22 protein-coding genes are annotated in these 24,579 nt (G+C 66.0%); 10 read left to right on the forward strand and 12 right to left on the reverse strand.

Annotated elements, in window-relative coordinates; all coding sequences use genetic code 11:
- The first annotated feature begins 6 nt into the window (after positions 1 to 6).
- From ACQP2T_RS20500 to ACQP2T_RS20520, 5 genes are all read left to right on the forward strand, one after another.
- Positions 7 to 501 carry a hypothetical protein gene (locus ACQP2T_RS20500; protein ID WP_433517712.1) on the forward strand — a complete coding sequence of 165 codons (495 nt, stop codon included), beginning with the start codon at positions 7 to 9 and terminating at the stop codon, positions 499 to 501.
- 418 nt (positions 502 to 919) lie between these two features.
- A complete protein-coding gene (locus ACQP2T_RS20505; RefSeq protein ID WP_433517713.1) occupies positions 920 to 1,717 on the forward strand; it encodes a transposase family protein in 798 nt (265 codons plus the stop codon).
- Positions 1,717 to 2,022, forward strand: a complete 306-nt coding sequence (locus ACQP2T_RS20510) for a hypothetical protein (RefSeq protein ID WP_433517714.1) — start codon at positions 1,717 to 1,719, stop codon at positions 2,020 to 2,022. Before ACQP2T_RS20505 ends, ACQP2T_RS20510 begins: the two co-directional genes overlap by 1 nt.
- Before the next feature lie 598 nt (positions 2,023 to 2,620).
- Entirely contained in the window at positions 2,621 to 10,612 is a 7,992-nt protein-coding gene (locus ACQP2T_RS20515) for a polymorphic toxin-type HINT domain-containing protein (RefSeq protein ID WP_433517715.1), read from the forward strand.
- Positions 10,613 to 10,635: 23 nt separating this feature from the next.
- Positions 10,636 to 11,055 (forward strand): hypothetical protein, encoded by a 420-nt coding sequence (locus tag ACQP2T_RS20520; RefSeq protein ID WP_433517716.1) that lies wholly within the window; start codon positions 10,636 to 10,638, stop codon positions 11,053 to 11,055.
- A 254-nt stretch (positions 11,056 to 11,309) separates the two neighbouring features.
- Here the strand turns inward: ACQP2T_RS20520 and ACQP2T_RS20525 are convergent, their stop codons facing one another.
- The 5 genes from ACQP2T_RS20525 to ACQP2T_RS20545 all read right to left on the reverse strand — a co-directional run bounded on the left by ACQP2T_RS20525 (position 11,310) and on the right by ACQP2T_RS20545 (position 15,123).
- Positions 11,310 to 11,474, reverse strand: coding sequence for a hypothetical protein (locus tag ACQP2T_RS20525; protein ID WP_433517717.1), 165 nt, complete (start codon positions 11,472 to 11,474; stop codon positions 11,310 to 11,312).
- Between the two features lie 73 nt (positions 11,475 to 11,547).
- On the reverse strand, positions 11,548 to 12,090 hold the full coding sequence (locus ACQP2T_RS20530; RefSeq protein ID WP_433517718.1) for a hypothetical protein: 543 nt from the start codon (positions 12,088 to 12,090) through the stop codon (positions 11,548 to 11,550).
- A 134-nt stretch (positions 12,091 to 12,224) separates the two neighbouring features.
- Positions 12,225 to 12,614, reverse strand: a complete 390-nt coding sequence (locus ACQP2T_RS20535; protein ID WP_433517719.1) for a hypothetical protein — start codon at positions 12,612 to 12,614, stop codon at positions 12,225 to 12,227.
- Complete coding sequence (locus ACQP2T_RS20540; RefSeq protein WP_433517720.1) at positions 12,611 to 13,939, reverse strand: hypothetical protein; 1,329 nt, start codon at positions 13,937 to 13,939, stop codon at positions 12,611 to 12,613. Before ACQP2T_RS20540 ends, ACQP2T_RS20535 begins: the two co-directional genes overlap by 4 nt.
- Positions 13,936 to 15,123, reverse strand: coding sequence for a hypothetical protein (locus tag ACQP2T_RS20545; RefSeq protein WP_433517721.1), 1,188 nt, complete (start codon positions 15,121 to 15,123; stop codon positions 13,936 to 13,938). Before ACQP2T_RS20545 ends, ACQP2T_RS20540 begins: the two co-directional genes overlap by 4 nt.
- A 333-nt stretch (positions 15,124 to 15,456) precedes the next feature.
- On the opposite strand from ACQP2T_RS20545, the gene ACQP2T_RS20550 reads away from it, so the two are divergent.
- Genes ACQP2T_RS20550 through ACQP2T_RS20565 form a run of 4 tightly spaced genes read left to right on the forward strand, consistent with a single transcriptional unit; the run spans position 15,457 to position 18,808 of the window.
- A complete protein-coding gene (locus ACQP2T_RS20550) occupies positions 15,457 to 16,221 on the forward strand; it encodes an ATP-binding cassette domain-containing protein (RefSeq protein ID WP_433517722.1) in 765 nt (254 codons plus the stop codon).
- On the forward strand, positions 16,218 to 17,201 hold the full coding sequence (locus ACQP2T_RS20555; protein ID WP_433517723.1) for an ABC transporter permease: 984 nt from the start codon (positions 16,218 to 16,220) through the stop codon (positions 17,199 to 17,201). Before ACQP2T_RS20550 ends, ACQP2T_RS20555 begins: the two co-directional genes overlap by 4 nt.
- A gap of 10 nt (positions 17,202 to 17,211) precedes the next feature.
- A complete protein-coding gene (locus ACQP2T_RS20560; protein WP_433517724.1) occupies positions 17,212 to 18,171 on the forward strand; it encodes an ABC transporter substrate-binding protein in 960 nt (319 codons plus the stop codon).
- Positions 18,172 to 18,190: 19 nt separating this feature from the next.
- Positions 18,191 to 18,808 carry a TetR/AcrR family transcriptional regulator gene (locus ACQP2T_RS20565; RefSeq protein WP_433517725.1) on the forward strand — a complete coding sequence of 206 codons (618 nt, stop codon included), beginning with the start codon at positions 18,191 to 18,193 and terminating at the stop codon, positions 18,806 to 18,808.
- 36 nt (positions 18,809 to 18,844) lie between these two features.
- On the opposite strand, the gene ACQP2T_RS20570 is transcribed toward ACQP2T_RS20565, so the two are convergent.
- The 5 genes from ACQP2T_RS20570 to ACQP2T_RS20590 all read right to left on the reverse strand — a co-directional run bounded on the left by ACQP2T_RS20570 (position 18,845) and on the right by ACQP2T_RS20590 (position 22,311).
- Positions 18,845 to 19,111 carry a hypothetical protein gene (locus ACQP2T_RS20570; RefSeq protein WP_358175893.1) on the reverse strand — a complete coding sequence of 89 codons (267 nt, stop codon included), beginning with the start codon at positions 19,109 to 19,111 and terminating at the stop codon, positions 18,845 to 18,847.
- A gap of 69 nt (positions 19,112 to 19,180) precedes the next feature.
- Complete coding sequence (locus ACQP2T_RS20575) at positions 19,181 to 20,032, reverse strand: helix-turn-helix domain-containing protein (protein WP_433517726.1); 852 nt, start codon at positions 20,030 to 20,032, stop codon at positions 19,181 to 19,183.
- A 56-nt stretch (positions 20,033 to 20,088) separates the two neighbouring features.
- Positions 20,089 to 20,349 (reverse strand): hypothetical protein, encoded by a 261-nt coding sequence (locus tag ACQP2T_RS20580; RefSeq protein WP_433517727.1) that lies wholly within the window; start codon positions 20,347 to 20,349, stop codon positions 20,089 to 20,091.
- Positions 20,350 to 20,437: 88 nt separating this feature from the next.
- Positions 20,438 to 21,448, reverse strand: coding sequence for a phosphotransferase family protein (locus ACQP2T_RS20585; protein ID WP_433517728.1), 1,011 nt, complete (start codon positions 21,446 to 21,448; stop codon positions 20,438 to 20,440).
- A gap of 56 nt (positions 21,449 to 21,504) precedes the next feature.
- Entirely contained in the window at positions 21,505 to 22,311 is an 807-nt protein-coding gene (locus ACQP2T_RS20590) for a GNAT family N-acetyltransferase (protein ID WP_433517729.1), read from the reverse strand.
- Positions 22,312 to 22,376: 65 nt separating this feature from the next.
- Here ACQP2T_RS20590 and ACQP2T_RS20595 point away from each other — a divergent pair, with 65 nt between their 5' ends.
- A complete protein-coding gene (locus tag ACQP2T_RS20595) occupies positions 22,377 to 23,249 on the forward strand; it encodes an ROK family protein (protein ID WP_433517730.1) in 873 nt (290 codons plus the stop codon).
- A 1-nt stretch (position 23,250) separates the two neighbouring features.
- On the opposite strand, the gene ACQP2T_RS20600 is transcribed toward ACQP2T_RS20595, so the two are convergent.
- On the reverse strand, positions 23,251 to 24,381 hold the full coding sequence (locus tag ACQP2T_RS20600; RefSeq protein ID WP_433517731.1) for a methyltransferase domain-containing protein: 1,131 nt from the start codon (positions 24,379 to 24,381) through the stop codon (positions 23,251 to 23,253).
- The gene (locus ACQP2T_RS20605) at positions 24,378 to 24,527 is read right to left on the reverse strand and encodes a hypothetical protein (RefSeq protein WP_357951012.1); all 150 of its coding nucleotides are present in this window, start codon (positions 24,525 to 24,527) and stop codon (positions 24,378 to 24,380) included. Before ACQP2T_RS20605 ends, ACQP2T_RS20600 begins: the two co-directional genes overlap by 4 nt.
- Positions 24,528 to 24,579 lie beyond the last annotated feature (52 nt).

The raw sequence follows: 24,579 nt of genomic DNA on the forward strand, positions 1-24,579 counted from the left end.
CATAGCATGAAGAAGACCGTAACCTTTTTGACGCTCAGCTTCCTGCTGGTGGCCTGTGGCTACGGCAGCCCGGCGCAGACGGGCGCGACCGGGGTCACCGTGACTGCCGACGGGCAGCTCGTGATGGTGACGTCCTGGTGCGGGAGCGCCCCGGACGGTGTGCGGGTCTACCGTTACGACACTGCTGGCGAACTGCAGAACCAGGCAGACATCAAGGCGCCGTCGCTGACCGGCGGCAGCGCCTCTCTGAACTTGGAGGAGATACCCGCCGGGTGGTCTCTCCGGGAAGGAAACCTGAAGTTCGAGGACGGGGTGAAGTATAGGGTTGCCGCCTATTCCTCGAAAACTAATGCCATGCTCAGCCCTGTTGATTTCACGACCAAGGTGAAGAAGGATATCCCGATCGACAGGATTTTGATCCAGGAGTACCTGTCCGACCGTGACAAGAATGTCCTTCTGACTGACGGCGAGTTCAAGGCGCGAGCGCGACTCCATTGCTGAGTAAAGTGTGCTCACGAAAAGAGGCTACAAGAGTCTCGCATCGCGTCACCTTGGTGGCGACCTCAATGCCGTGCCGGCGGGTCGTGACAGCTTGGGCCTTCTTCCCCACTTTCGCGACGCCTGCGCCTGCCACGCTTGATGCGCTTCTAGCGCTTCGCTCGTTCGTCAGTAAGAGGGCTCTTCCTTGTTTCTTTCGAGGGTAGGGCTGGTTGGTGTGCCGCGATTGAGGAGCGTCGTAGTCTGGCATCATCTGTCTTGCCCTTTCGGGCCAAAAGGAAGGGCGCACGCAGTGAGGGCTTTCCAACCTGAAGCCGCAGGTCGAGGGCATGCCGCGCGGATTGGCCTGATCGACAAGTAGAAGAGCCCCTGGTAGAAGGGTTGTCGACCAAGATCAACCTTCGCAACCAGAGGCTCTGAGGTGTTGTTGTACCGTGCCGCGCTGCCATTGTCATCTCGGACACTGTCCTACCTGTCCGGCATCCTGCGCCGGCACCGCAAGACGATCGGCACACCCTGGCGCCGCCTCAACCCCGGCCAGCAGGCCCTGCTCGTACTCGTCCACCTGCGCAAAGGCGAAACCCTGACAGAGATCGCGGCCGGCGTCGGCGTCGGCATCGCGACCACCTGGCGCTACATCCGCGAAGCCGTCACCCTGCTCGCACACCGCTCGCCCCATCTGGACCAGGTGCTACGCGCGGCCAAGCGGGCCGGCTACCCCTACCTGATGCTGGACGGCACGCTGATCCCCATCGACCGGGTAGCCGATGACCGGCCCTACTACTCCGGCAAACACAAGAAGCACGGCATGAACATCCAGGCCCTGTCCACCCCCGACGGCACCCCCTTGTGGACCTCCGGCTCCCTGCCTGGCTCGGTGCACGACCTCAAGGCGGCCCGGATCTGGGGCATCCTCCGCCGTCTGCAAGCCGCCGACCTGATCACCTTCGCCGACAAGGGCTACGTCGGCGCTGGTGAGCACGTGTGCGTGCCCTACAAGGGGCGCAACAAGCCCGCTTCGCAGAAGGCCGCCAACGCAGCCCACGCCAAGCTCCGCGGGCCTGGCGAACGCGCTAACGCCCAGCTGAAAACCTGGCGGATCCTCCGCAAACTCCGCTGCTGCCCACTCCTCGCAGGTCAGCTAGTCAAAGCAATCTTTGTCCTTCAGCTCCGCGAAGCGAGATCAAAGCCACTCAATGGTCCAGGAAGGGTGGGCTGATGGGCCTCTACAACCTGCTGCTGGTCGAGCTGAAATGCCCTCGATGCCTTGCGCATGCGATGTGCGAGGTGGAATTCAAGCTCGGGCTTCTGGACCTGCAGAGATACCGGCTCGGGGACACCTTGCGATGGGCTGGTGGATACCGGAACAAACCGCCGCGACGCCCGGACGGGGGCACAGCCGACGGTGAGGGCTACACCGAGTGCCCTCGCTGCGGCAAGGACTTCTGGGTTCACGTGTACGTCCGCGAGGACCAGATCTTGGAGGCGTGGCCCGATCCCGATCGCCCTGGCTACATCGCATGACAACAATCACTAGGTCCGCTGTTGACTGGGCCATCAGGATGAAAAGGCCTCAGTGAAGAACTGCGGGAGTTTCGTACAGGCCGGAGCGGACTTCATCGCGCATATCGTCGTGGATTCCAAGACACGCATCATCAACCGGCGGGCCAGCGAATCAGAGCGTGGGGAACTCGACCCTTTCCGACGACGGCTGGGTAACCGTGGTCGAACTGGGGGCAATGTGGAAGTCCTGCCTGTGGACAAGGTTGAGATCCGTGGCGCCGCCAACTGATTCAGAAGGGCCAAGCTTCAACTGGAGAGTATGCGCAGCCAACCTGCCCTGAACACCCTCCCTGTCCAGCGAACCTGCGCGATCTATCACTTCTTGGCTCTGTGTGCGCCTGCATATCAGCATGTGAAACTGATAATGCGGTAAGTTGCATTCCGTGACTCTTGATCGCAAAAATCGATCTTGTGTCCGTTTGATGTGCAGCTTACGCTCGGTCCGTTTGCGGTCATGCTCCGAGTCGCACGAGTCGGGAACCTTCGGGTTCGGTTCGTGGGCGTGGGGCTTCGTCCGGCGCTTTTGAGGCGCCCTGCGTGGTTCGGAGTGTGACGGCGTATGCGCCGCTTGCTGGCATGGGCTCATTCTGCTCGTTTCCGGTTCGGCCTTGTGTTTTTGGCCTTGGTTGCGACGCTGCCGGGTCTTCTGGCTTTGCAGCCGCAGCCGGTCGCCGCTGATTCCGCGAACTCTGTTACGGCCTTGGGAAGTGTGCCTGACACGCCAAAGCAGATGTCGGGCACTGCTGCCGGTTTGCCGTCGCTGTTGTCTGCTGAGGCGACGAGGGCGACGGCGGATCCGGGTACGCCGAAGGCGAAGGTCGTGGTCCCGAAGAGGGCGTTGCCGAGGGAGGTGCGGGAGGGGGTAGTCCGCACCAAGCAGGCCGGTCCGCTGGCGGCGTCATTGATCCGTGGGGCGGCGCCGGTGGCGGTTGCGGCGGCTGGTCCGCCGTGTGGCTCGTATTCGCCGTGGCAGCGATCGGTGTATGTGGCGTACGGCACGTATGTGGCGTCGGGTCAGCGTATTTGGAAAGCGATTCAGAACATTCCTGCCAACCTTAATATCTATCCTCCTGAGGAGGAGGGGACCGGTTGGTTGCTGATCGGGGATTGTCCGAAGGCGCCGCCGCCCGCGGTGACGTCGATGTCTCCCGATAATGGCATCCAGTTGATGACCACGGAGCCGACGTTGACTGTTCAGGCCACGACGTGGCCGGGTGGCTCGATCGGATATGACTTCGAGGTTTGCGACAGCCCTTCCATGACGGGTTGCGTGACGGAAGATCCTTTCAACAATAGTTGGACGGTTCCCAAGGACACGTTGGGGTGGGGTCGTCAGTACTGGTGGCGGGTGCTGGTCAGTGACGCGTCGACGATTGGCGGGTCGAGTGGGTATTCGCCGACGTATACCTTCGTGATCGGTGTGCGTCAGCCGACGATCACCTCGCAGTTGTCGGTGCGGGGGGTGAACGGGCAGGAGTTCAACCAGCAGTCCGGCAACTACACCACGACGTTCACTGACGCGCAGGTGGCCACGGCTGGGCCGCCGTTGTCGGTGGTGCGTGCGTACAACAGCATGGATCCGCGCCGTGACGGCGCGTTCGGGGCTGGCTGGTCGACGCGCTGGGACATGCGGATCGTGGCGGAGAGTGTGCGCGGGCGTGATGCCGCGCTGGTGACCTATCCGGATGGCCGTCAGGTGCGGTTCGCCAAGAAGGACGACGGGACCTTTCAGCCGCCGCCGGGCATGTACGCGACCCTGGCCAAGAACGCCGATGGCAGTTGGCGGTTGATGGACAAGGCGTCTACCTCGTATCTGTTCGATGGCGGCGGGCGCTTACTGAAGGTGGCTGACAGCCGGGGTCGTAGTCAGGAGTTGACGTATGGGACGGACGGCAAGCTGGCCAAGGTCACCGCACCGGGAGGCAGGTCGCTGACGTTCTCCTGGACCGGCGCGCACGTCACCACCGTCTCAACGGACGCGGTGGACGGCAAAGTCCTGAGCTGGGCGTACTCCTACAACGGCGACATGCTCGAGAAGGTGTGTGACCCAAGTACGGCCTGCACGCTCTACCAGCTCAACACCGGGTCGCTGTATCGCAGTACGGTGCTCGATTCCGACCCGATGGGCTATTGGCGGCTGGGCGAGAGCACCGGATCGACCTCGAAGAACCTCGGTTGGGTGGGCGATGACGCCCATTACAACGTCGGTTACACGCTCGCCAAGCCGGGCGCGCTGGCGGGCACCACGGACACCGGGGTGCAGATCGCCGCCTCCAGCAATCCGAATATCAACCTGTCCTCCGATGCCATTTCGCGGATCGGGGCGTGGGGGTCGGTGGAGACCTGGTTCAAGACCACCGCCACCGGTACGCTGATGACCACCGGATATGGACCCCTCAGTGAGCCGCATCCGTTGTTGGAGGTGACGGCTGCCGGCAAGCTGTCGGCCGCTTATCAGGAGAATTCCACGCCGATCGTCACCAGCGCGTCGGTCAAGGATGGCTTGTGGCACCATGCGGTGTTCACTGTCGGTGGCACTGTGCAGACGCTGTATGTGGACGGCCAGCCGGCCGGGACGGTGACCGAAAGGCTCGCAGGCTTCTCCGATAATGAGGGGCTGGACATCGGTGGTGGGATTGCCGCCACCGTCGATGACACCGCCGTCTACGATCGACCGCTGTCGGCGGTGGAGGTGGCCCGCCATTACGCGGCGCGTGTGGCGGCGCCGCACGAACTCACCAAGATCACCCTGCCGTCGGGGCGGGTCTGGGCCGCCAACACCTACGACTCCTCCACCGAGCGGATCAAGACCCACACCGACCAGCATGGCGGCACCTGGCAACTTGCCGAGCCGACCCTGGATCGCACAGCGGGCACCTCCACGATCGTGGTGACCGACCCGAAGAACGAGAAGCTGACGGCCGTTCACGACGTCTGGCGCGGTAACCGGCTGATCTCCACGACCGATCAACTCGGCAAGAAGACCAGATACGACTACGACACCGGCGGCTTCCTGTCGGAAATGACCGACGCGAACAACAACACCACCACCTGGTACAACGACAAGCGCGGAAACACGATCTCCACCGGCACGTGTCATACGGACAGCAGCTGCCAGACCGCCTATACGGAGTTCTACTTCAACAAGAACGACCAGTTCGACGCGCGAAATGACCGCGTGTCGAAGGTGCGCGACGCCCGCTCATCGGGATCCGCCGACAACACCTACGCCACCAGCTACGAGTACAACCAGTACGGCGAGCCGGTCAAGAAGACGACGCCGAAGACGCCCGACTTCCCCAATGGCCGTTCGGCCGTCATCGCCTACACCGACGGCAGCGAAGCGGCGGTCGGCGGCGGTGTCACCCCGGCGGGGCTGGTCGCCTCGCAGACCGATGCGCGGGGCAACGCGTGGACCTACCGTTACACCGTGACCGGCGACCTAGCCGAGCAGCACAACCCTGCCGGCCTGCTGGTCAAGCTCGGTTACGACACGCTCGGCAGGCTTCGGGACAAGACGGAGGTGTCCCAGGCGTATCCGGATGGTGTGAAGACCACCTTCACCTACGATGAACTGGGTCGGCCTGCGACGAAGACCGAGCCTGGCGTGAAGAACGAGGTCTCCGGTGTCACGCACACCAAGCGCACTGCGTACGCCTACGACTTGGACGGTAACAAGCTCAGCGAGACCATCACCGACCTGACCGGCGGCGACGCGGAGCGCGCCACTGTCTACACCTACGATGCCCAGGGGCGGGTGGAGACGGTCACTGACCCCGAGGGCGGTGCCGTCCGGCAGAGCTGGAACACCCTCGGCCAGTTGGCCACGGTGACCGATGCTCGAGGCGCAGTGGTCGACTACGGCTACAGCAAGCGCGGCCAGTTCACCTCGCGCACGTTGAAGGGCTGGACCGGCAGTCCGGTCAACCCGCAACCGGCCAAGGACGTGGTGCTGGAGTCGTTCAGCTATGACGACGGGGGCCGGTTAGCCACGCAGGAAGACGCGATGGGCCGCAAAACCTCCTACACCTACTTCGCCGACAATCTGCTGGCCAAGAAGTTCGCCGACGACGTCAAAGTGAATGACTCCAAAACCGTCAGGGATGTGGACCTGGAGGTCTACGCCTACGATGCGGCGGGCAACAAGACCGAACTGGTCACCGGCGGCGAGAACAACGTGACCACCGGCTACGTCTACGATGCGGCCGGCCGCCTGACCTCCCAGACGTTCGACCCGGATGGACTGAACCGCACAACGGCCTTCGTCTACGACGCCAACGACAACCCCCTCAAAGCCACCCGTACCGGTGCCGGAAGCACCCGCACCGAGGTCACCGAGTACACCTACAACAAGGTCAACCAGGTCACCAAGTCCATCGTCGAGAACGGCAGTGTAGACCTGGTCGCTTCCATCGACTTCGATGACCGAGGTTTGGTCACCGCGAGCACCGATCCGCGGGGCAACGCCGAAGGCGCGACCAAGGACGAGTTCACCACCACCATGCGTTATGACGCGCTGGGCCGCCTGGTGGAGGCGAGCGGCCCACAGGTCAAGGTGGACAAGGCGGGTGCGGCTAGCGATGCACATCCCACCGTCCATTACGGCTACGACATGCTCGGTGCCACGACGCACGAGACGGACGCCGAAGGCCGCACCGTGACCTCGATCTTCGACAAAGCAGGCCGTCTGAAGAGTCAGATCGCGCCGACCTACACCCCGCCGAGCGGGACGCCGGTCACACCGACGACCTTGCACATCTACGACCCGGCCGGTCAGCTGATCTCCACCACCGACCCGCGCGGATTCACCACGACGTTTGACTACGACAAGCTGGGTCGCCAGGTGCGCATCACCGACCCGGCCCCGCAGGGGGAGACACCCGGCCGGTCGGTCATTGAGTACGACCTGGCAGATGAGGAGTTGGCCGCCGTCGACGCGACTGGTGCCCGCATCGAGGCCACTTACGACGGCCTGGGCCGCCAGATCACCCGAACCCAGGTAGAACGCAAGCCCACTCCCGCCGCCTATACGACCACGCTGACCTATGACGACGCCGGCTACCTGACCAAGTCGATCGCACCCGGGCCTGGCAACAAGACCACCGAATACAAAGTCAACGCGGACGGCTCGGTCAAGACCCAGACCGACCCCATGCTCAACAAGACCACCCTGGACTATGACCTGGATGGCCGCCCCGTCAAGGTCACCGATGCGCGCCTCAACGTCACCACCGCCGAATACGACCTGGCCGGCCGCAAGATCGCCACCAAGGACCTAGACTCCACTGGCGCCGTGTTGCGCACCAGCAGCGTCGGCTACGACCTGGCGGGCAACCAGATCAGCACTACTTCAGGCGAGAACCACACCACCAAGCAGACCTTCGACGCGCTCAACCGCGTCACCTCGCTGATCGAGCCGGTCTCCGGCACCGAGGCGATCACCACCAGCTTCGGTTACGACGCCACCGGCGCACGTACCCGTCTGACCGATGGCCGCGGCAACGCCACCTGGACCGCTTACAACAATCTCGGCCTGGCCGAAACAGTGACCGAGCCGTCCACCACTGCCCACCCAAATGTCGCCGACCGTACCTGGACCGCCAGCTACGATCAGGCAGGCAACGCGGTGGCGGTATTACAGCCCGGCGGCGTGCGCATCGACCGTACCTTCGATCACCTCGGCCGTCTCACCGCGGAGAGCGGTGCCGGAGGCGGCGCGGCCAGTGCCGAACGTAGCTTCGGCTACGACCTGGCCGGTCGCCCAACGGCCATCGGTGACCTGACCGTTGACTACAACGACCGCACCCTGCCGCTGAGCGTAAAGCGCGGAACCACCCAGCAGACCGGCTATGTCTACGACGCGCTCGGCAACCCTCTGCAGCGTGTCGACGCCGCAGGTACCGCCACCTTCACCTGGGACAACAACAACCGACTCGGGTCGGCCACCGATCCGGTCACCGGCCGCAAACTCACCTACGGCTACGACCAGGTCAACAACCTGACCTCACTGACCGCCACCACCGGCACCACTACCACCGACACTCAAATCTTCACCTACGACAACCTGGACCGGCCGCAAACCCACACCCTGCGCAAGGGCACCAGCACCGGCACCCAACTCGCCAAGATCACTTACGGTTGGGACAAGGACGACAATCTCACCACCAAAACCACCACTGGCACCGCCGGAGCTGGAACCAACACCTACGGCTACGACCACGCCGGACGCTTAACGTCCTGGACCGCCCCCGGTGGCGCCACCACTACCTACGCCTGGGACGCCTCTGGCAACCGCACCAAGGTCGGCGACAAGACCTACACCTACGACGAACGCAACCGCCTGACCAGCGGCGACGGCGCTGACTACACCTATACCCCGCGCGGCACCTTAGCCACCCAGACCAAGGCAGGTGTCACCACCCAACTCACCTTCGACGCCTTCGACCGGCTAATCGCAGACGGTGACAGCCTTTACAGCTACGACGCCCTCGACCGGGTCACCACCCGTATCAAAGGCGCGGCCAAACAGACCTTCGCCTACTCCGGCTTCGGCACCGACCTCGCCGCGATCAACGACAGCGGGGGCGCAGTACAAGCCAAGTACGGCCGCGACGCCTTCGGCGCCCTGATCGGCCAGCAGGAAGGCACCAACCCGGCCCTAGCCACCATGACCGACCTGCACGGCGACTTGGTGGCGACCTTCTCCGCCACCGCCCTGGCCACCACCACCGCCTACGACCCCTTCGGCGCCATAACGGCCCAAACCGGGGCCAAGACCAACCTCGGCTACCAGGGCGAATACACCGACCCGGACACCGGCAAAGTCAACATGCACGCCCGCTGGTACCAGCCCGGAACCGGCAGCTTCGCATCACGCGATACCTGGACCCTGCCTCCATGGCCGTCGGTCCAAGCCAACCGCTACACCTACGGCAACGCCAACCCGCTTGCCAATAGTGACCCCACCGGCCACGGCCCCTGCCACCCCGACAGCTGGTATTACCAGCAAACCTCCAGTCACAGCGGCGGCGACCCATGTAACACCGGTAATAACAGTGGAAACAAGGACGGTAGGGACGGCAGGTCGCCGGATGGCACACCTATAACTGTCAGCAGCACTGAAAGGGTGGTGGATCGCCACCCCACCCCCACTCCCCATGTCAGGAAGCCAACCGTTAAGCACCCGGGAACCGGGCAGCCGACAGTAAAGGAGCCGCCCAGACAGTCGCAAGGGGAGCCCGGGGGGCCCAAGATACCACCCAAGGGGAGTAAAAAGGATCGGAATTCTAGGGATCCGAAGAAGAAAAAGAAGCCTGCTAAGCCTGAAGTTCAGGTGGTCTACGGGGATCAGATCGCAGAGAATTACGGTGTCGACTATCCAGATGAACCCGATGGTGGGACGCCGACCATAAGCACGGTCGGTTTTCCCACGGACGATTCGCCACCCGATGGGACGCCGCCGTTCCAGCCCACTGACGATTTCTGGCGAGGAGTAGTCGACTCCAGCGCGGGTATTTTCGAGTCCGCATGGAATATGACCTGTGTTGTCTGCCACCTCGTACCGGGCTTTACCGATCTTCCGCAACTTCCCGCACAGACCCTTTTTGGAACTGATCCGACGTCACCCGAATATAAAACCGGTTACTGGGGCGCGAACGTACTCTCCATGCTCATCGCTCCGGAAGCAGAAGCCGTCAGGCCCGGAACTGTACCCAAGGTCGGCGGCGGGGTGGTAAGGAATCCGTGCCTGAACAGCTTCGCGGCCGGTACCCAAGTCCTCATGGCCGACGGAACTCGAAAGAACATCGAGGACGTCAAGGTCGGCGACGAAGTATGGGCCACCAACCCGGAGACGGGCCAGGCCGGGGCTAGGAAAGTGACCGCGGTCCACCGCAATGTCGACACCGAGATGGCGGATGTCGCCGTCCAATCCGACGATGGCATGCCCAGCACGCTCCACACCACGATGGAGCACCCCTTCTGGGACGGCGCGCACAAGATGTGGGTGGACGCTGGCGACCTGCACCCCGAGGACACGCTCCAGACTGCCGACGGACGGCCTGCTGAAGTGGTAAAGGTGCGCACCTTCGACTCCGTGCGGTTGATGTACAACCTGTCAGTCGACGACCTGCACACGTACTATGTACTGGCTGGAACCGCACCGATCTTGGTGCACAACACCCCGTATCCCTGTGATTTGCCTGCCTCTGAAGCCAACGGTGGCCATGCGATAGAGAGACATGTCGGAAAGGATGATGCGTACCTCCGAGGGCGAAATCTTCCGAATGCCTCTACATATAGAGATCTGGCAGCGGCGACGCGTGAGACGCAGGCTAATCTTGACGCACACGCTTCCGATATACGGTCGTGGCTCTCAGGGAGTAGTCCTCAGACCACGATCCGCAATCCGATCTTGGACCCCGCTGATGCGCGCGTTCTAAATCGAGCAACGGGTGGTGAAGTGCCAGGGAGAACCGTCGTCACGACTCTTCGTCGGGACGCGAACATGCCGGACGGTTTCCGGATTCACACATCCTATGTTGATCCTTGAGATGTTGGAAATGAGGAATATGTATGGCAGAAGCAAGGAAATTCCGGATAAACAGCTTTGACGAGCTTCGCTTCCTTGACCTTAAGGCGTTTCCCATCGCGGCGGACTTCACTATCGAGCTGGCCGATGAGGGGATGGGATCATCGATTCGCTTTCTCGCCCCTGAGCTTAGTGTCGTCGTATCGTTTCCGTGGTGGGAAAATGTAAAGGAAGAAATCAGCGAGTGGTCTCTGGCCGATATTCCAAACGGATCCATTGAGTCCCCCTATTGGGACATGGATCAAGGTTGGCATATTTTGATATGGCAATCCAATGGGCTCGTTTATGTCGCGCAAGGAGGGGAGGTGGAAGGCGAGTACGACGACTGGTTCTCATTGCCAGCCGCGCTCTACCGATCTGAGTGGAATAAGGTAATTCGGCTCGCTTCGTCCACCGGGCAATGAGGTGATCTCGTGCGCCCAGCAGAGCAGGAAGTGGGCTCCATTCGCCTCCAGGATCTTGAAGATCGAGCCATGTTGCGATGTGTGAGGTCTGCTGAGGCGCGAGTGGAACTAGAGTCCGTAATGCGGTTAAGTAGGCCTGTCCTGCTGAGCGAGGTCGTGGATGGCGAATTGGTAGGCGTGCAGGCGGCTGCCGCGGGTGGGCTGGGATCGGTGATCTGCGCCGACAGGGATCAGGAAGCGCAGGGCCAGGTGAGTCAGGAAGTAGTCGGCTCCGCCTCGGACTTGGCGTCGGCGCGGCTACAGAGCATGTAGCCGATCTCGGCCAGGAGCGGCGCGGGCAGCAGAGGCGAACCGAGGTAATTCTGGAGCCGTTCGACGCACTGTAGGTGCCAGTCGTCCTTGCGGTTGGCGTCAGCCACCACGGGGCCGGTTCGATCACGCGCTCTGGGGCTGCTCGCTGGCCTAAGCGCGGACGATCTTCTTGCAGCGCGCTCAGATCAGATTCGCCGTCGAAGGCGGCAGTCGTGCCCAACTGGCGGCGAGGGGGTTCGCCGCGCTCCACCTCGGCCCACTGGCGCAGCACTTCGGTGGCGGGGCCAGCCCTCTGGGACCGCGTCGAGCATGCGGTGTGCTTCCTCGCGTACGGTCACAGGTCCGGGACCGCTCCCAACCCAGGAGTGCCCGGACCCCCACCCGCTCGGCGCGCTCGGCGGGCAGCAGGGTGCCGGTGTCGTAGACGATCGTGCGCACTACCCGACCGCCGACCACGGCTCGTCGTCCAGCAGTCCGGCCTCCATGAGGAACTGGCGCGCGCTGCCTCGACTCCTCGGGGAGCTTGCCGTGTTCGCTCTCGTACTCCGCCACCAATTCGCGCGCAGTGGCGCGGCCCTGGGCGTGCAGGAGATCGGTTTGCGCCTTCTCGACAGCAGCTTCCACCAGCCAGGTGGCGACCGGTTTGCCTTCTTCGGTGGCTGCAGCCCTGATCGTTTCTTCGACCTCTGGCGGCACCGAGATCGACAGCTTCCGTGCCGTCATGCATTCACCGTAACGAACGGCAGGAAGACGTTCCTGCCGTTTTCGCGAGAAGGTTCGGGCGTGGCTGTGCAAGCTGATAGATCTGGACCGCCGTCTACCAGGATCTCGCGCCATGCTGACCGATCGTGCGCCGATTAGCCGGTGATCGGCGCGTTCACGGTCAATACCTCCTCGCCCGCAGGCCCGTTCAGCCGAATTGAGAGCTCCCAGACGCCGGTCATCGGGAAGAACTCGCCCTCTGCGACGAAGTGGCCGGGTTCCGGCTCCCGGGCGGTGATCTCCGGCATGGCGTGGCCCATGGCAGGCATCACGGCGGACAGTGCCGCGCTGCCCGCGTCACCTGAAGTCAGCCGCACGTCCACGACGACGCGTCCCGTGGTCGGTCGATCCACCGAGACGGTGGCGGCGTAGTGCGTTCCCCTGGCGGTCACCTGGAGCGGGTCGGGTGCCGAGTTTCTTCCTACGATGAGGAACGTCACCACTGCCACCGCAAGGACGGCGACGGCCACGGTTGCCCGCTTCACTGCGAGGCTCCCGATGCCGTGACGTTGATGGTGAAAGGCGCGGTCACGATGTGGTCGCCGGTCGCGTACTGGGTCCATGCGAGGTAGCGGCCAGCCGACGGGAAGCTGAAGGTGAAGCGGAGCCGGGGGCCCGGCGTTCCCATCTCGTGTACGTGGCCGAGGAAGGTGCCGTCCTGGCTGCGGACGATCAGGTGGCCGGTCATACCTAACCAGGGGCGTGGGGTGCCGGACGTGCTGAGTTCGATCGTCGTCGGGCGGCCCGCGACGGGAGCGGCGGGGTTCAGGAGCGGCGTGACGGCCTCAACGGGTGTCTCCGCCTCAACAGAAGCGTGAGAGGCGTCACCGTTGACGCTGAACTCGCCGGTGATCAGTTGCCCGCCGGAGTCCTCGCGCTCCAGTTCGGCGTACGCCAGATACCGGCCTGGCCGGTCGGCTCGCATCTTGACCTCCAGTCGCCCCGGCGCCTTGCGCAGTGGGTGTACGTGGCGGAAGTAGCGCCCGTCCTCGCTGGTCACGATCACGTGGGCGAGGGCCTCGTGATGCAGGACGAGATCGTCCACGGGCCGGCCGGTGGATCCGTCGATGAGGTCGAGCCGCAACGTGAACTCCGCTCCGGCGGCCGGGCGGGCCGGGAGCGTCGCCATCCGGCCCTGCGCGAACGGGCGTCCGCCGATCTGCGCCCCTGACGCCGCCCCAGCTCCTGCCCCCGCTCCCACCGTCGGCGCCACCGTGGGTGGGGCGCCGTCGGGCGGGGCGGCGGGCAGTATCGGTTCGAAGATGACGATCATGGCGGCGACCGTCAAACCGATCGCGGTGCCGCCGGCCAGCAGCATCGCCGGCCCAGGGCGGGTCAGTGCCCCGGTGAGCAGGCCGCCGATCATCAGCAGAGCCGCCACGAGCAGGCCGCCGTAGATCAGCAGCTCAATCGCCGACCTGCGGTCCACCAGGACGCGGAACGGCACCACGGCGGTCTCGTTCCCGGCCCGCAGCGTGAGCTCATGCGGGCCGGTCCGGTCCACCTTGAGCTGAACATACTGAGGTTCGTACGCCGCCCGCGCCACGCCCGTCACCGTACGGCCGTCCGCGACCGAGCGCAGCTCCAGGGAGACCGGCAGGTCGGTCACCGGCTGGAAAGCGATGACACCGATCTGCAACGGCCCGGGCACCCGCTTCGTCCCCTTGATGACGACGGTGACCTCCGTGCCCGCGATCGTCTGGGCGATCCGCAGATCCGCTCCGACCGTGACATTGTGCGCGGCGGCCGGAGCGGCGCCCGCCAGCAGCAGGACGGCGGCCAGACAGAGGACCCGGAGGACTCGGATCATGCCCGGTCGGCGTCGGCTGCGCTGGGCGAAACCGGCTCGGCAGTGACCGCGCTGGGCGGGGCGGGCTCGGCGTCGGCCGCGCTGGATGGAGCAGGCTCAGCAGTGACAGCGCTGGACGGAACCGGCTCGGCGGTGACCGCGTTGGGCAGGAACAGTGCCCCGAGCGCGAGCCCGACCAGCCCGGCCACGACCGGCGCGCCGGTCCACAGCTCGGTGACGGCAGGCAGCCCGCCGCCCGCCACCGACGCCGCCCCCATGTACAGCGACCAGGTGAGGAAGCCCGACAACCCGGCGAACGCCCAATAAGCGCCCCGTCGCTCGCCCGAGGGCTTGAGCCAGAGGATCAGCAGGTCGCTCACAAGCCCCGCGGCCACGAACGTCAGCAGCACCGCCAGGTTCCCGAACGCGGTCTGCGCGCCCGACATCAGGATGCCCACCGCGTGCAGGATGGTCACGCTACCGAACGGCAGGCGCCAGCGGCGCGCCAGCAGCAGTACGGGGGCGAGCGTGACGACGTTGCTGATGACCAGGCCGCCGGCCAGCCGGTCGGCGCCCTGGCCTTCCATGTCGGAGAAGGCCCTGACGATGCCCTGCGGGCTCCACTGCAGGGCATCGGCGTACCCCAGGAACAGCGACACCAGCGTGGTGGCGAACGCGAGCCCGATCAGTGCCGGGAGCATCCGGCCCAGCGAAGGGCTCGGGCCAAGGCCGGGGGCGTTCCACAGGGAGCGGAGCGGTGTGGTGATGATGAGGAGCATCGTCACGATCAGCCCGAGATGCGAGGGGCTGAACAGGATGTTGAGGGTGGTCTCGATGCCGAGGAAGGTGTGCCACATCATGTCCGCGAGCCCGAAGACGGCGAACCCGGGAATCGCGAGCAGCCCGGCCAGGTAGCCCGTGGGCACCGCCGCGACCCCCTGGCGGCCGGTCTGGACGTTGCGCCACACCTGCCAGATGATCCAGCCGGACACCACGGCGAACCCCGAATAGAACGCCGCGTGCCAAGGCGTGAAGAACGTCTCCAGCTGCGTGAGGTTCGAGTGCGCCCACGCGTCGATCATCAGCCCGATGCCGAACCAGACCCCCAGCAGTGCGGTGACCAGGTCCGTTCTGGGTGACACCCAGCCGCGTTGCTCCCCCGAGTCCGCGAGTAATCGCCGTATTCCGGTGTCGGTCACTGCCATGTCAAGACTCCCTCCTTCTAGATCGAATAGATCGGACAGCTCGCATCCTGGCAGACGGAGCTGGGAGATGAGCGCCCGGGTGATGATCTTCTCGAAGGTCGATCGTCATCGTCCCGCCCGGCCGCGTGGGGAAGGGGACGTACGATGCACGTCCGGGTCCTTCGTGACGCCAAGTCCCCAACAGCGTAAGCGTCCGGGGGCTCGGGGAGCTTCGCACGGCCATACCAAGCCATGTGAAGATCGGGGTTGACAACGATGTCATACGCGGCACTTGATAGTTCTATGTCCGCACCGCTGCTGGAAGCCCGGGGGATCGTCAAGAGTTACGGCCACGTGGAGGCGCTGCGCGGCGCGGACTTCGCGCTGCTTCCCGGCGAGGTCGTGGCGTTGATCGGCGACAACGGCGCTGGGAAGTCGACGCTGGTCAACATCCTTTCGGGCGCCGAAGGACCGGACGCCGGCGAGATCGTCGTAGACGGCGAGTCCGTGGAGTTCGGGTCGGTTGAGGACGCCAGGGGAGCCGGAATTGAGACGGTCTATCAGGATCTCGCGCTGTGTGCCGATCTGAGCCCGGCGGCGAACTTCTTCCTCGGCAGGGAACTGCTGCAAAAAGGTCTGCGCGGTCGGCTCGGGCTACTCGACAACGCGGCCATGCGGGCCCGTACCAGAGAGGCCTGTGAAACGCTCGGAGTACGGCTCATGTCGCAGAGCGCGCCTGTCTCCACGTTGTCGGGCGGGCAGCGGCAGGGGGTCGCGGTCGCGCGGGCGGTGACGTGGGCGCGCCGGGTGGTGTTCATGGACGAGCCGACCGCCGCGCTCGGGGTCGTGCAGACGCAGAAGGTGCTCGATCTCATTCGCCGGGTGCGGGATACCGGGGTGGCGGTGGTGCTGGTCAGTCACAACATGCAGGACGTCAAGGCGGTGTCCGACCGGGTTGAGGTGCTGCGGTTGGGGCGGCGGGTGGCCAGGTTCGAGACGGCGCGGGTCTCGATGGAGGATCTGGTCGGCGCCATGACAGGCGCCATCGAACAAGCCTCCGGTCAAACAATCGAGCCAGCCGAAGGCCAGGTCGCCGAGCAATCGGAGATTCCCAAGTGAGTGTCATCGAATCGCCGCCCGAAACGAGCGCCCCCGAGAAGACCCGCCTGCGCGACCGCCAAGTCGTCTGGATAGCCGCCGTCCTGGCCGCCCTCCTGATCCTCTTCTCGATCCTCCGCCCGACCAGCTTCGCCACCTCCTTCAACCTCCTCAACCTGGTCAGCGACGCCGCCATCCTGCTCCTCCTCGCCACCGGCATGACCTACGTCATCATCACCGCGGGCATCGACCTCTCCGTCGGGGGAGTGCTGGTGTTCAGCGCGGTCGCGGCCACCAAGCTCATGGACGCCACCGGCTCACTCCTGCTCGGCGCCGCCACCGCCGTACTGACTGGCTTGGCCTGGGGGCTGCTGAACGGCTTCCTGATCGCCAAGGGCCGCATCCCGGCGCTGATCGTGACGCTCGGCACGCTGGGCATGTCGCTCGGCGGCGCGCTGCTGCTGACCGGGGGCGTGGATCTGCGCGCGCCCGGCGACCTCAACCTCGGCCTGGGACTGGCGCGCTGGCTCGGCGTGCCGACGATCGCGTGGATCTGCGCCGTGATCACCGCCGTGCTCGGCGTCACGCTGGCGCGCACCCGCTTCGGCCGCCACACGTACGCGATCGGCTCCAACGCCAAGGCGGCCCGCCGCGGCGGCGTGGCCGTGAACAGGCATTTGATCAAGGTGTACGGCCTGGCGGGGCTGCTGGCGGGCCTGGCCGGGTACCTGTCGCTCGCCAAGTACGGGATCACCGGCGTCTCCGCCCACTCCACCGACAACCTGCAGGCCATCGCGGCCGTGGTGATCGGCGGCACCTCGCTGTTCGGCGGCGTGGGGACCGTGGTCGGGACGGTCATCGGGGTGTTCATCCCGGTGGTGCTGCAGAACGGGTTCCAGATTCTCGGGGTGCGGCCGTTCTGGCAGCAGGTGGTGGTGGGCGCCGTGCTCGTCGCCGCCGTCTATGTCGACCAGTGGCAGCGCGGCAGGCGCGACCAGTAAGGAGACAGGCATGCGTAAGGCTCTGGCACTCGCGACGCTGTTGCTCACCGTCGCGGCCTGTGGTGGTGGGACGACGACAACCGAGAGTGGGCCCACCAAGATAACGCTCATCCAAGGTCTGGCGGGGGAGGAGTTCTACGAGACCATGGCCTGCGGCGCCAAGGCCAAGGCCAAGGAGCTGGGTGTGCAGCTCGACGTACAGGGGCCGCAGAAGTTCGATCCGACGCTGCAGACGCCGATCGTCAACTCGGTCATCGCCAGCAAGCCCAACGCCATCCTGATCGCGCCGACCGACGTGAAGGCGCTGATCGCGCCGCTCACCCAGGCCAAGCAGCAGGACATCAAGATCATCCTGGTGGACACGGTGGTCGAGGACCCGAGCATCGGCCTGTCCCGGATCAGCACCGACAACGTCAAGGGCGGTGCCGCCGCCGCGAAGGCGCTGGCCGAGCAGATCGGCGACAAGGGCAAGGCGCTGGTCATCTCCACCGACCCGGGCGTCAGCTCGGTGGACGCCCGGATCAAGGGCTTCGAGGAGGAGATCAAGGCGAACCATCCGGGGATCTCCTATCTCGGCGTCCAGTACTCGCACAACGACGTCAGCGAAGCCTCCAAGATCGTCAACGCCGCGCTGGCCAAGGACCCGGACCTGGCCGGGATCTTCGCCACGAACCTCAACTCCGCTACCGGCGCGGGCTCCGCGCTGCAGCAGGCGGGCAAGCTGGACAAGGTGAAGATGGTCGGCTTCGACGCCGGTCCCGCACAGGTCAAGCAGCTCCAGGACGGCGTCGTGTCCGCCCTGATCGCCCAGTTGCCCGGCGAGATCGGCGCCAAGGGCGTCGAGCAGGCCGTCGCCGCGGTGAAGGGCCAGCCGGTCACCGCCTCGATCCCGACCGACGCCACGATCGTCACCAAGCAGAACCTGAACACCCCCGAGATCCAGAAGGTCCTCTACAAGTCAGGCTGCTGAGGGCGGATAGGCTGACCCGGTGCGGAGTACGAACCGGGCCGAGCAGGCAGACCAGCGCAGGGCCGAGCTCCTGGAGGCCACCCGCAAGGTGGTCCTGGAGCGCGGCCTGGCTCACACCCGGATCGCCGACATCGCCAAGTCGGTCAACGTCAGCGGTGGCCTCATCCACTACCACTTCGCCACCAAGGACGAGCTGATCACCGCCATGCTGCGGGCCACCCTCGACATCGAGGGAGCCCGCCTGGGGGAGCTGGCGGCCGGCCCCGGCACCGCGGTCGAGCGCCTGGACCGGGTTCTGCGCTATTACATCCCGGAGTCCCGTTCCGACCAGAGCTGGCTGCTGTGGATCGACGCCTGGAACACCGCCCTCCGCGAGCCGGCAGTCAGCGAGATCATGCTGGAGCTCGAATCGGCGTGGCTGGGGGCCCTCACTCAGGTCCTCGCGGACGGTACGGAATCGGGTGAGTTCAGGTGCGAAGACCCGGCGGCCTCGGCCGAACGCATCGACGCCATGCTGGACGGCCTGGTCATCCGCTACACGCTCCACCCGGCGGTCCTGACCCGCTCCCGCCTGCTGGACCACGCGCACACGGCGGCGGCCAGAGAGGCCGGGATCCAGCCTTCGGCGTTCGAATAGGGAAGGCGCTTTCCCGACGGGCCTAAAAAAAAGGGCCTAGGCCGGCAGCGCGGCCAGGAGGAAGGCCAGCCGGGCGGCCGCGCCCTCGACGTCGTCCGTCGTTCCAAGCCGATAGCCCCACGAGGTGAGGAAACTCCCACCCTCGGAAAGGGTGACGGTTTCGGCCAGGTTCGCGGAGAAGCGGTTACGCACGGACACATAGGCGGGGTCGCTGGAAAGAGCGACGTTCTGAATCGCCAGGTCGGCGTGTCGTCGCGCATACCACGCGAACCGCTCGAGGCTGAGCGCGGTGTCGAGCATCATGCATCACCTCCGCAACGTCTCGCGACAGAATTGCACGATCTTGTGGTGGGAGGCAAGCAATTGCGATGGTTAATGTGAGGATTGTTTCCGGTAGTCGTTAAGAATGCCGATGATGACGTCCCGGCCCGCCTCGTCGAACTCCGCGCACTTCGCGTAGTCCTCGAAGGCCCGCACGTAGAAGGCGATGTCGTCGGGGTCGCGCAGCACCAGGTCCTTCGTCATGGTGGCCAGCCCGATCATGGCCTCGTTGTAGATCCAGAACCCGTTGATCGGCGACGAGGGGATCTCGGTGCTGAACGGGATGACCCCGAACTCCACGTTCGGCAGCGTGCTCACCGCCAGCAGCCGGTCGAGCTGGCCGTGCATGACGTCGAGCGGGGCGATCCGGGTGCGCAGCGCCGACTCCGTCACGACGAACCTGAACGTACGGCTCCGGTCATAGAGGATCTCCTGGCGCTGCATCCGTACGCGGACCGCCGCGTCGATCTGGTCGGCGGCGCTGTAGAGGCGCTTGACCTTGCGGAAGACGTGCCTGGCGTACTCGGAGGTCTGCAGCAGCCCGATGACGATCGCCGGCTCGAACACCCGGAAGAGCTTGGTGCGTGCCTCCAGGTCGCGGATGTCCTCCTGGAGGGCGGCCAGGCCGCTGCGGTGCCGCTGCTTCCAGTCGTCGTGCCGCTCCAGCAGCGCGATGGACTGCCGGATCAGGTCGTCGGCCGTCTCCGAAGGCGCGTGTACGGCAGCCGCCCAGACGACCACGTCGTCCTCTGTGGCGGTCTGCCGGGCGTTCTCCAGGCGTGACACCTTCGACGGCTGCCACCGGAGCCTTTCGGCCAGGTCTTTGCCCGAAAGGTGGGCGGCCTCGCGCAATTGGCGTAGCTGGCTGCCGAGGTCGACGCGCGCCTGCTGAAACGACGTCACCGCATGAGGCTAGACCGGGTTGCGTGGATCATGCCAGAGCCGGTTTGCAATCGTGATCAATCGGTCGCGGCGGGTGTTCCGTCCCTGCTCGGGAAAGCGGTTACCGGAGTTTCGGCCAGGACTCGGCGCGCTATTTCGGTAATGAGCTCGCGGGGAACCTCCACTGCCGTCTCGCCATCGAGGATGTCACGGAGGTCCGCGAGGGCTTCTTTGTCGGTGAGTTCGAGGCCCTGAACGACGATCGTGCCCCGATCGGTCTCGTACAGGGTGGGGCAGGCGCCCGCCTCCGAGGTGGAGCCGAGGAACCGCATCCGCATATCTATCCTTCCCCGAGTATCAACTGCAATTGCGCGCAATTGTATGACTCAGGCGGACATAAGTGATCGTTTTAGGAAAAATCGGTATTTAGAGCAGCCCTCCCATGAACTCCTGAGCCCTCGCGAACAGGGCCAGCGTGGTGGCGTGCAGCCGATCCCCGATGTCCTTGGGGGCCTGGCCGGCGCAGGCCCTGGCATGGGTGCCTTCCAGCACGATGCCCAGCTTGAAGCAGGCCAGCACGGCGTACCAGTCGATGGCCGACAGATCGCGCTCGGACAGCGCCGCGTAGTAGGCGACGAGCTCTCCCGGCGGCGGCAGGCCCGGGACGTGGTCGTTGTTCGACGGCCAGGTGGCCAGCAGCCAGCCCAGGTCGAGCAGCGGGTCGCCGATGGTGGACATCTCCCAGTCGACGATCGCCGCCACGCGGGGGCCGTCGTGGGCGAACATCAGGTTCGCGAAGTGGTAGTCGCCGTGCATGACCCCCGGCGTGAACGTCGCGGGCCGATGCCGCTCCAGCCACTCGGCCGTCTCGGCCAGACGCGGGATGTCGGGTCCGGGGTAGCCGTCGAGCCTGCCGTACGAGTCGAGCTCCTTGAGCCAGCGCGGCACCTGCCGTTCGAGGAACCCCTCAGGCCGGCCGAAGGCGGGCAGTACGGCGGGATCGACGCGCCCCAGCTCGGCCAGCGCGCCCGCCGCCTCCAGGCCCATCCGGTGCCGGATCGCGGGGTCGGAGGCGTGCGGTTCGGGCAGCCCGTTCGACGGATTGAAGCCGTCGACCGGCTCCATCAGGTAGTAGACCGGCTCGTCCGCCGTCTGCGCGGCCACCAGCCTCGGCGCGGGCACCGGGGTGTCGCGCAGCGCCGCGAGCACTCGCGCCTCCCGGCGCAGCACCTCGTTGCTCTGCTGCCGCGCGTGCAGGGGAGGTCTGCGCAGGATGTACGGGGTGTCGCCGCGTTGGAAGCGGACCATGACGTTCTGCGTGCCGCCCAGGACCGGGACGGCGTCGCCGATGTCGCCGCCGGGCAGGCCCTGGGCGTCCATCCAGGCGCCGAGCGCGCCGAAGTCGATGGCGCCGACGTCGATGTGGGTGGAGGTCATCGCCGCCCTCTTGTAGAATTAAGTTCTAGCACCCTATGAGAGGCGCGTTCGGCCGGTCAACCGAGCGCCTGCATGTACGGCAGGAACTGGCGGGCCCGATCCCCCGGAAGCTCGCCGCCCAGCACCATGAGCGAGACCGGCCACGGGTTGCCGATGCCGTGCTCACCCGCCCACCTGACCAGGCCGTCCTTGGCCAGGTCGAGGTCCAGTCGCACGACGCCGCCCACGTCCAGGGCCAGGTCGCCGATCAGCGCCTCGGCGGTCGCCTGGTCGCGCGCCACCACAGGGCCGATGACCACGTTGCCGTCGTTGCGCCACGCCTGCCCGAACCCGCCCTCGGCGACCCGCACCTGCTCCCCGAACCCGAACATGCGGCGCAGCAGCGCCGACCTGTCCGTGCCGAACACCTCCGCGTCCAGCGCCAGGATCGCGCCGAGATCCTCCTGCGTGGCGGGCCGGGTCCGGCCGGAACGCTCGCCCTGGAAGACACCGGTATGCGCGGCGACCCTGCCGACGGTACGGAAGCCGAGCCGCTCGTACAGCGGGCGCCCGTTCTCGGTCGCGTGCAGCCAGACGACACGCTCTCCCGCCTGCCCCAGCACATGCTCCATCAGCTTGCCCGCAAGCCCCTGCCTGCCGTACCGGGAGGCGGTGAGGACCATGCTGATCACGGCGTGGCCGTCGCCGTAGCGGGTCAGGATGTTCGTCGCGGCGAGGCCGTCCCCGTCGGGCGCGTCGATCCCGTACACCTCGCCGACCTCGAACAGCAGCCCCCACTTGTGCCGCTCGGGCGGCCACTCGCGGTCCTGGGCCAGGCGGGTGCAGGCGTCGAGGTCGGCTCGGGACAGCAGGCGCGGGTTCATGCCGCACAGCCTTCCTGGTCGCCGGTCGCTCGTTCAAACGATTTACTAGGCGGGTGGAATGCGTGGTGGCGGTCGATGTGGGTGGGACGACGCTGAAGGGCGGCCTCGTCGGCCGCGACGGGACTCCGCTGTACGTGGAGCGCCGGGCCACGCCCCGCGCCGAGGGCCCCGAACGGGTGATCGCCGCCATCTCGGCCTTCGTCACAGACCTGTCCCGCCGCCGCACGTCCGGCGGTCTGGAGCCCGTCGCGGTGGGGCTGGCCGTGCCGGGGCTGGTGACTGCCACGCACGCGGTGTTCTCCGCCGCGATCGGCTGGCGCGACGTGCCCGTCGAGGCGTTCACCGAGGTCGACCTGCCGGTCGCGCTCGGCCACGACGTCCGCTCGGCGGGGGAGGCCGAACTGGCGTACGGCGGCGGGTCGGGAGACGTGGTGTACCTCCCCATCGGCACCGGCATCGCGGGCGCGGTGGTCCTGTCCGGCAGCCTGTACGGCGGAGCCGCCGGCTGGGCCGGCCAGATCGGCCACATCCCGGTACGGCCCGACGGCCTCCCCTGTGCCTGTGGCCAGCGCGGCTGCCTGGCGGCGTACGCCTCGGCCTCGGCCATCGCGGCCCGCTGCGGCGAGGACTCCGCCGCCGACGTGGTCGCCCGCGTGCTGACGGGCGACGCTGAGGCCGTGGCGGTCTGGGATGAGGCGGTGGAGGCGCTGTCCCTGGCCCTGGCCACGTACACGCTGCTGCTCGACCCGGCCCTGGTCGTCATCGGCGGCGGCCTCTCGCTGGCGGGCGACACCCTGATCGCGCCCCTCCGTGACCGGCTGTCGGCCCTGCTCACCTTCCGTCATCCACCGGCCCTGCGCGTCTCGGCCCTCGGCGTCCACGCGGGTCTGCTGGGCGCGGGCCTCCTGGGCTGGCGCGCCCAGGAGGCTCACGTATGACCTATCGGCTGATGACACGCTCCGGTGTGTCCAGCCAGATGTGCTGGCCTTCGGGGGTGACCGTCATGCCGAACCGGTCACGGTCGGGCTCGCCCCAGCTCACCCACCGGTAGTAGGCGTCCACGGCCTCCTGCCAGACGTCCCGGTCGCCGATCTGGAAGACCTCGTAGACGTCCCGCTTCGGCTCCCAGGTCGCCGCCGCCCACCGGCCGCTGTCGCCGATGACCCACATGCGATAGAGATCAGCCTCGCGGTAGGTGCGAGATTGCAGGCCGGTCAGCGTCGAGATCGCCAGGTCGGCTCCGGCCGGGGCGTAGGCGAGGGTGCGCGGGTCGATCCTGGTGGTGGACAGTTGCGCCTGGTCGGGGTCGAAGTCGCCGATGTCGGTGCTCCGCTGGGAGCGCATCATCATGTATGAGGCGAAGCCGGGGAAGCGGCCGATCGCCGTGCTGTCCGGCCTGACCACGAGCCGCAGCGCATTGTTGAGGCCGAAGCCGGGACAGTATGGGGCGACGATCACCGCGCCGGGCCGGGACTGTGCGATCCAGGCGTAGGGCACGGTGTGGATGCCGCACGTGACATGCACCCGATCGAAGGGGGCGTGGTCGGGGAAGCCGTACGCGCCATCGCCGACGAGAAGATGCGGCTGTACTCCGGCGGCGCCGAGGTTCTTGGCCGCCTGCTCGGCGTTAGCCCTGTCGATCTCGATCGAGGTGACGTTGGTCGCGCCGGCCACGTGAGAGAGCAGAGCGGCGGTCCAGCCGGTGCCGGTGCCCACCTCGAGCACCCGATGGCCGGGTTCGGGGTCCAGCCATTGGAGCAGGTCCGCTACGGTGCTGGGCGCGGAATTGGACGAGGTGGAGCCTCTGACGCCGAGCTTGATCTCGGTGGCACCGTCATCGACCTGTGTGACGAGCACGCTGTCGGAGTAGACCACCTCCCACCAGGTATCGGGGTCGGCGTCGCGGTCGACGATGACCTCACGCTCTTCCAACCCGACGAACGCCTGCGCGATCGACGGGATGAACAGGTGACGGGGTACGGCTCGCAGTGCGCTGAGCACCCACTTGCTGCGCGTGGAAACGGCCTGGATCTCGTCGAGCATCCGCTCGATTCGGCTGGGGGCGTTCACTTCTTGTCCCCGTTGTCTTTGTTGTCCTTGTTGTCGCCCTTTCCGCCGCTGTGCTTGCCGTTTCCGCCGCACAAGGTGTCTTCGTCCTTGGCCTTGGGGGCAATGTACGGCTTGTACTTCTTGGGGTCGCCTTCGTGCTTACCCATGACGATCTCCGTCGCCTAGTTAGCGACTCCGCATAGTCATCCCGCCGGTAAC

The organism is Nonomuraea sp. CA-143628 (genome assembly GCF_050942315.1).
Taxonomy (GTDB): domain Bacteria; phylum Actinomycetota; class Actinomycetes; order Streptosporangiales; family Streptosporangiaceae; genus Nonomuraea.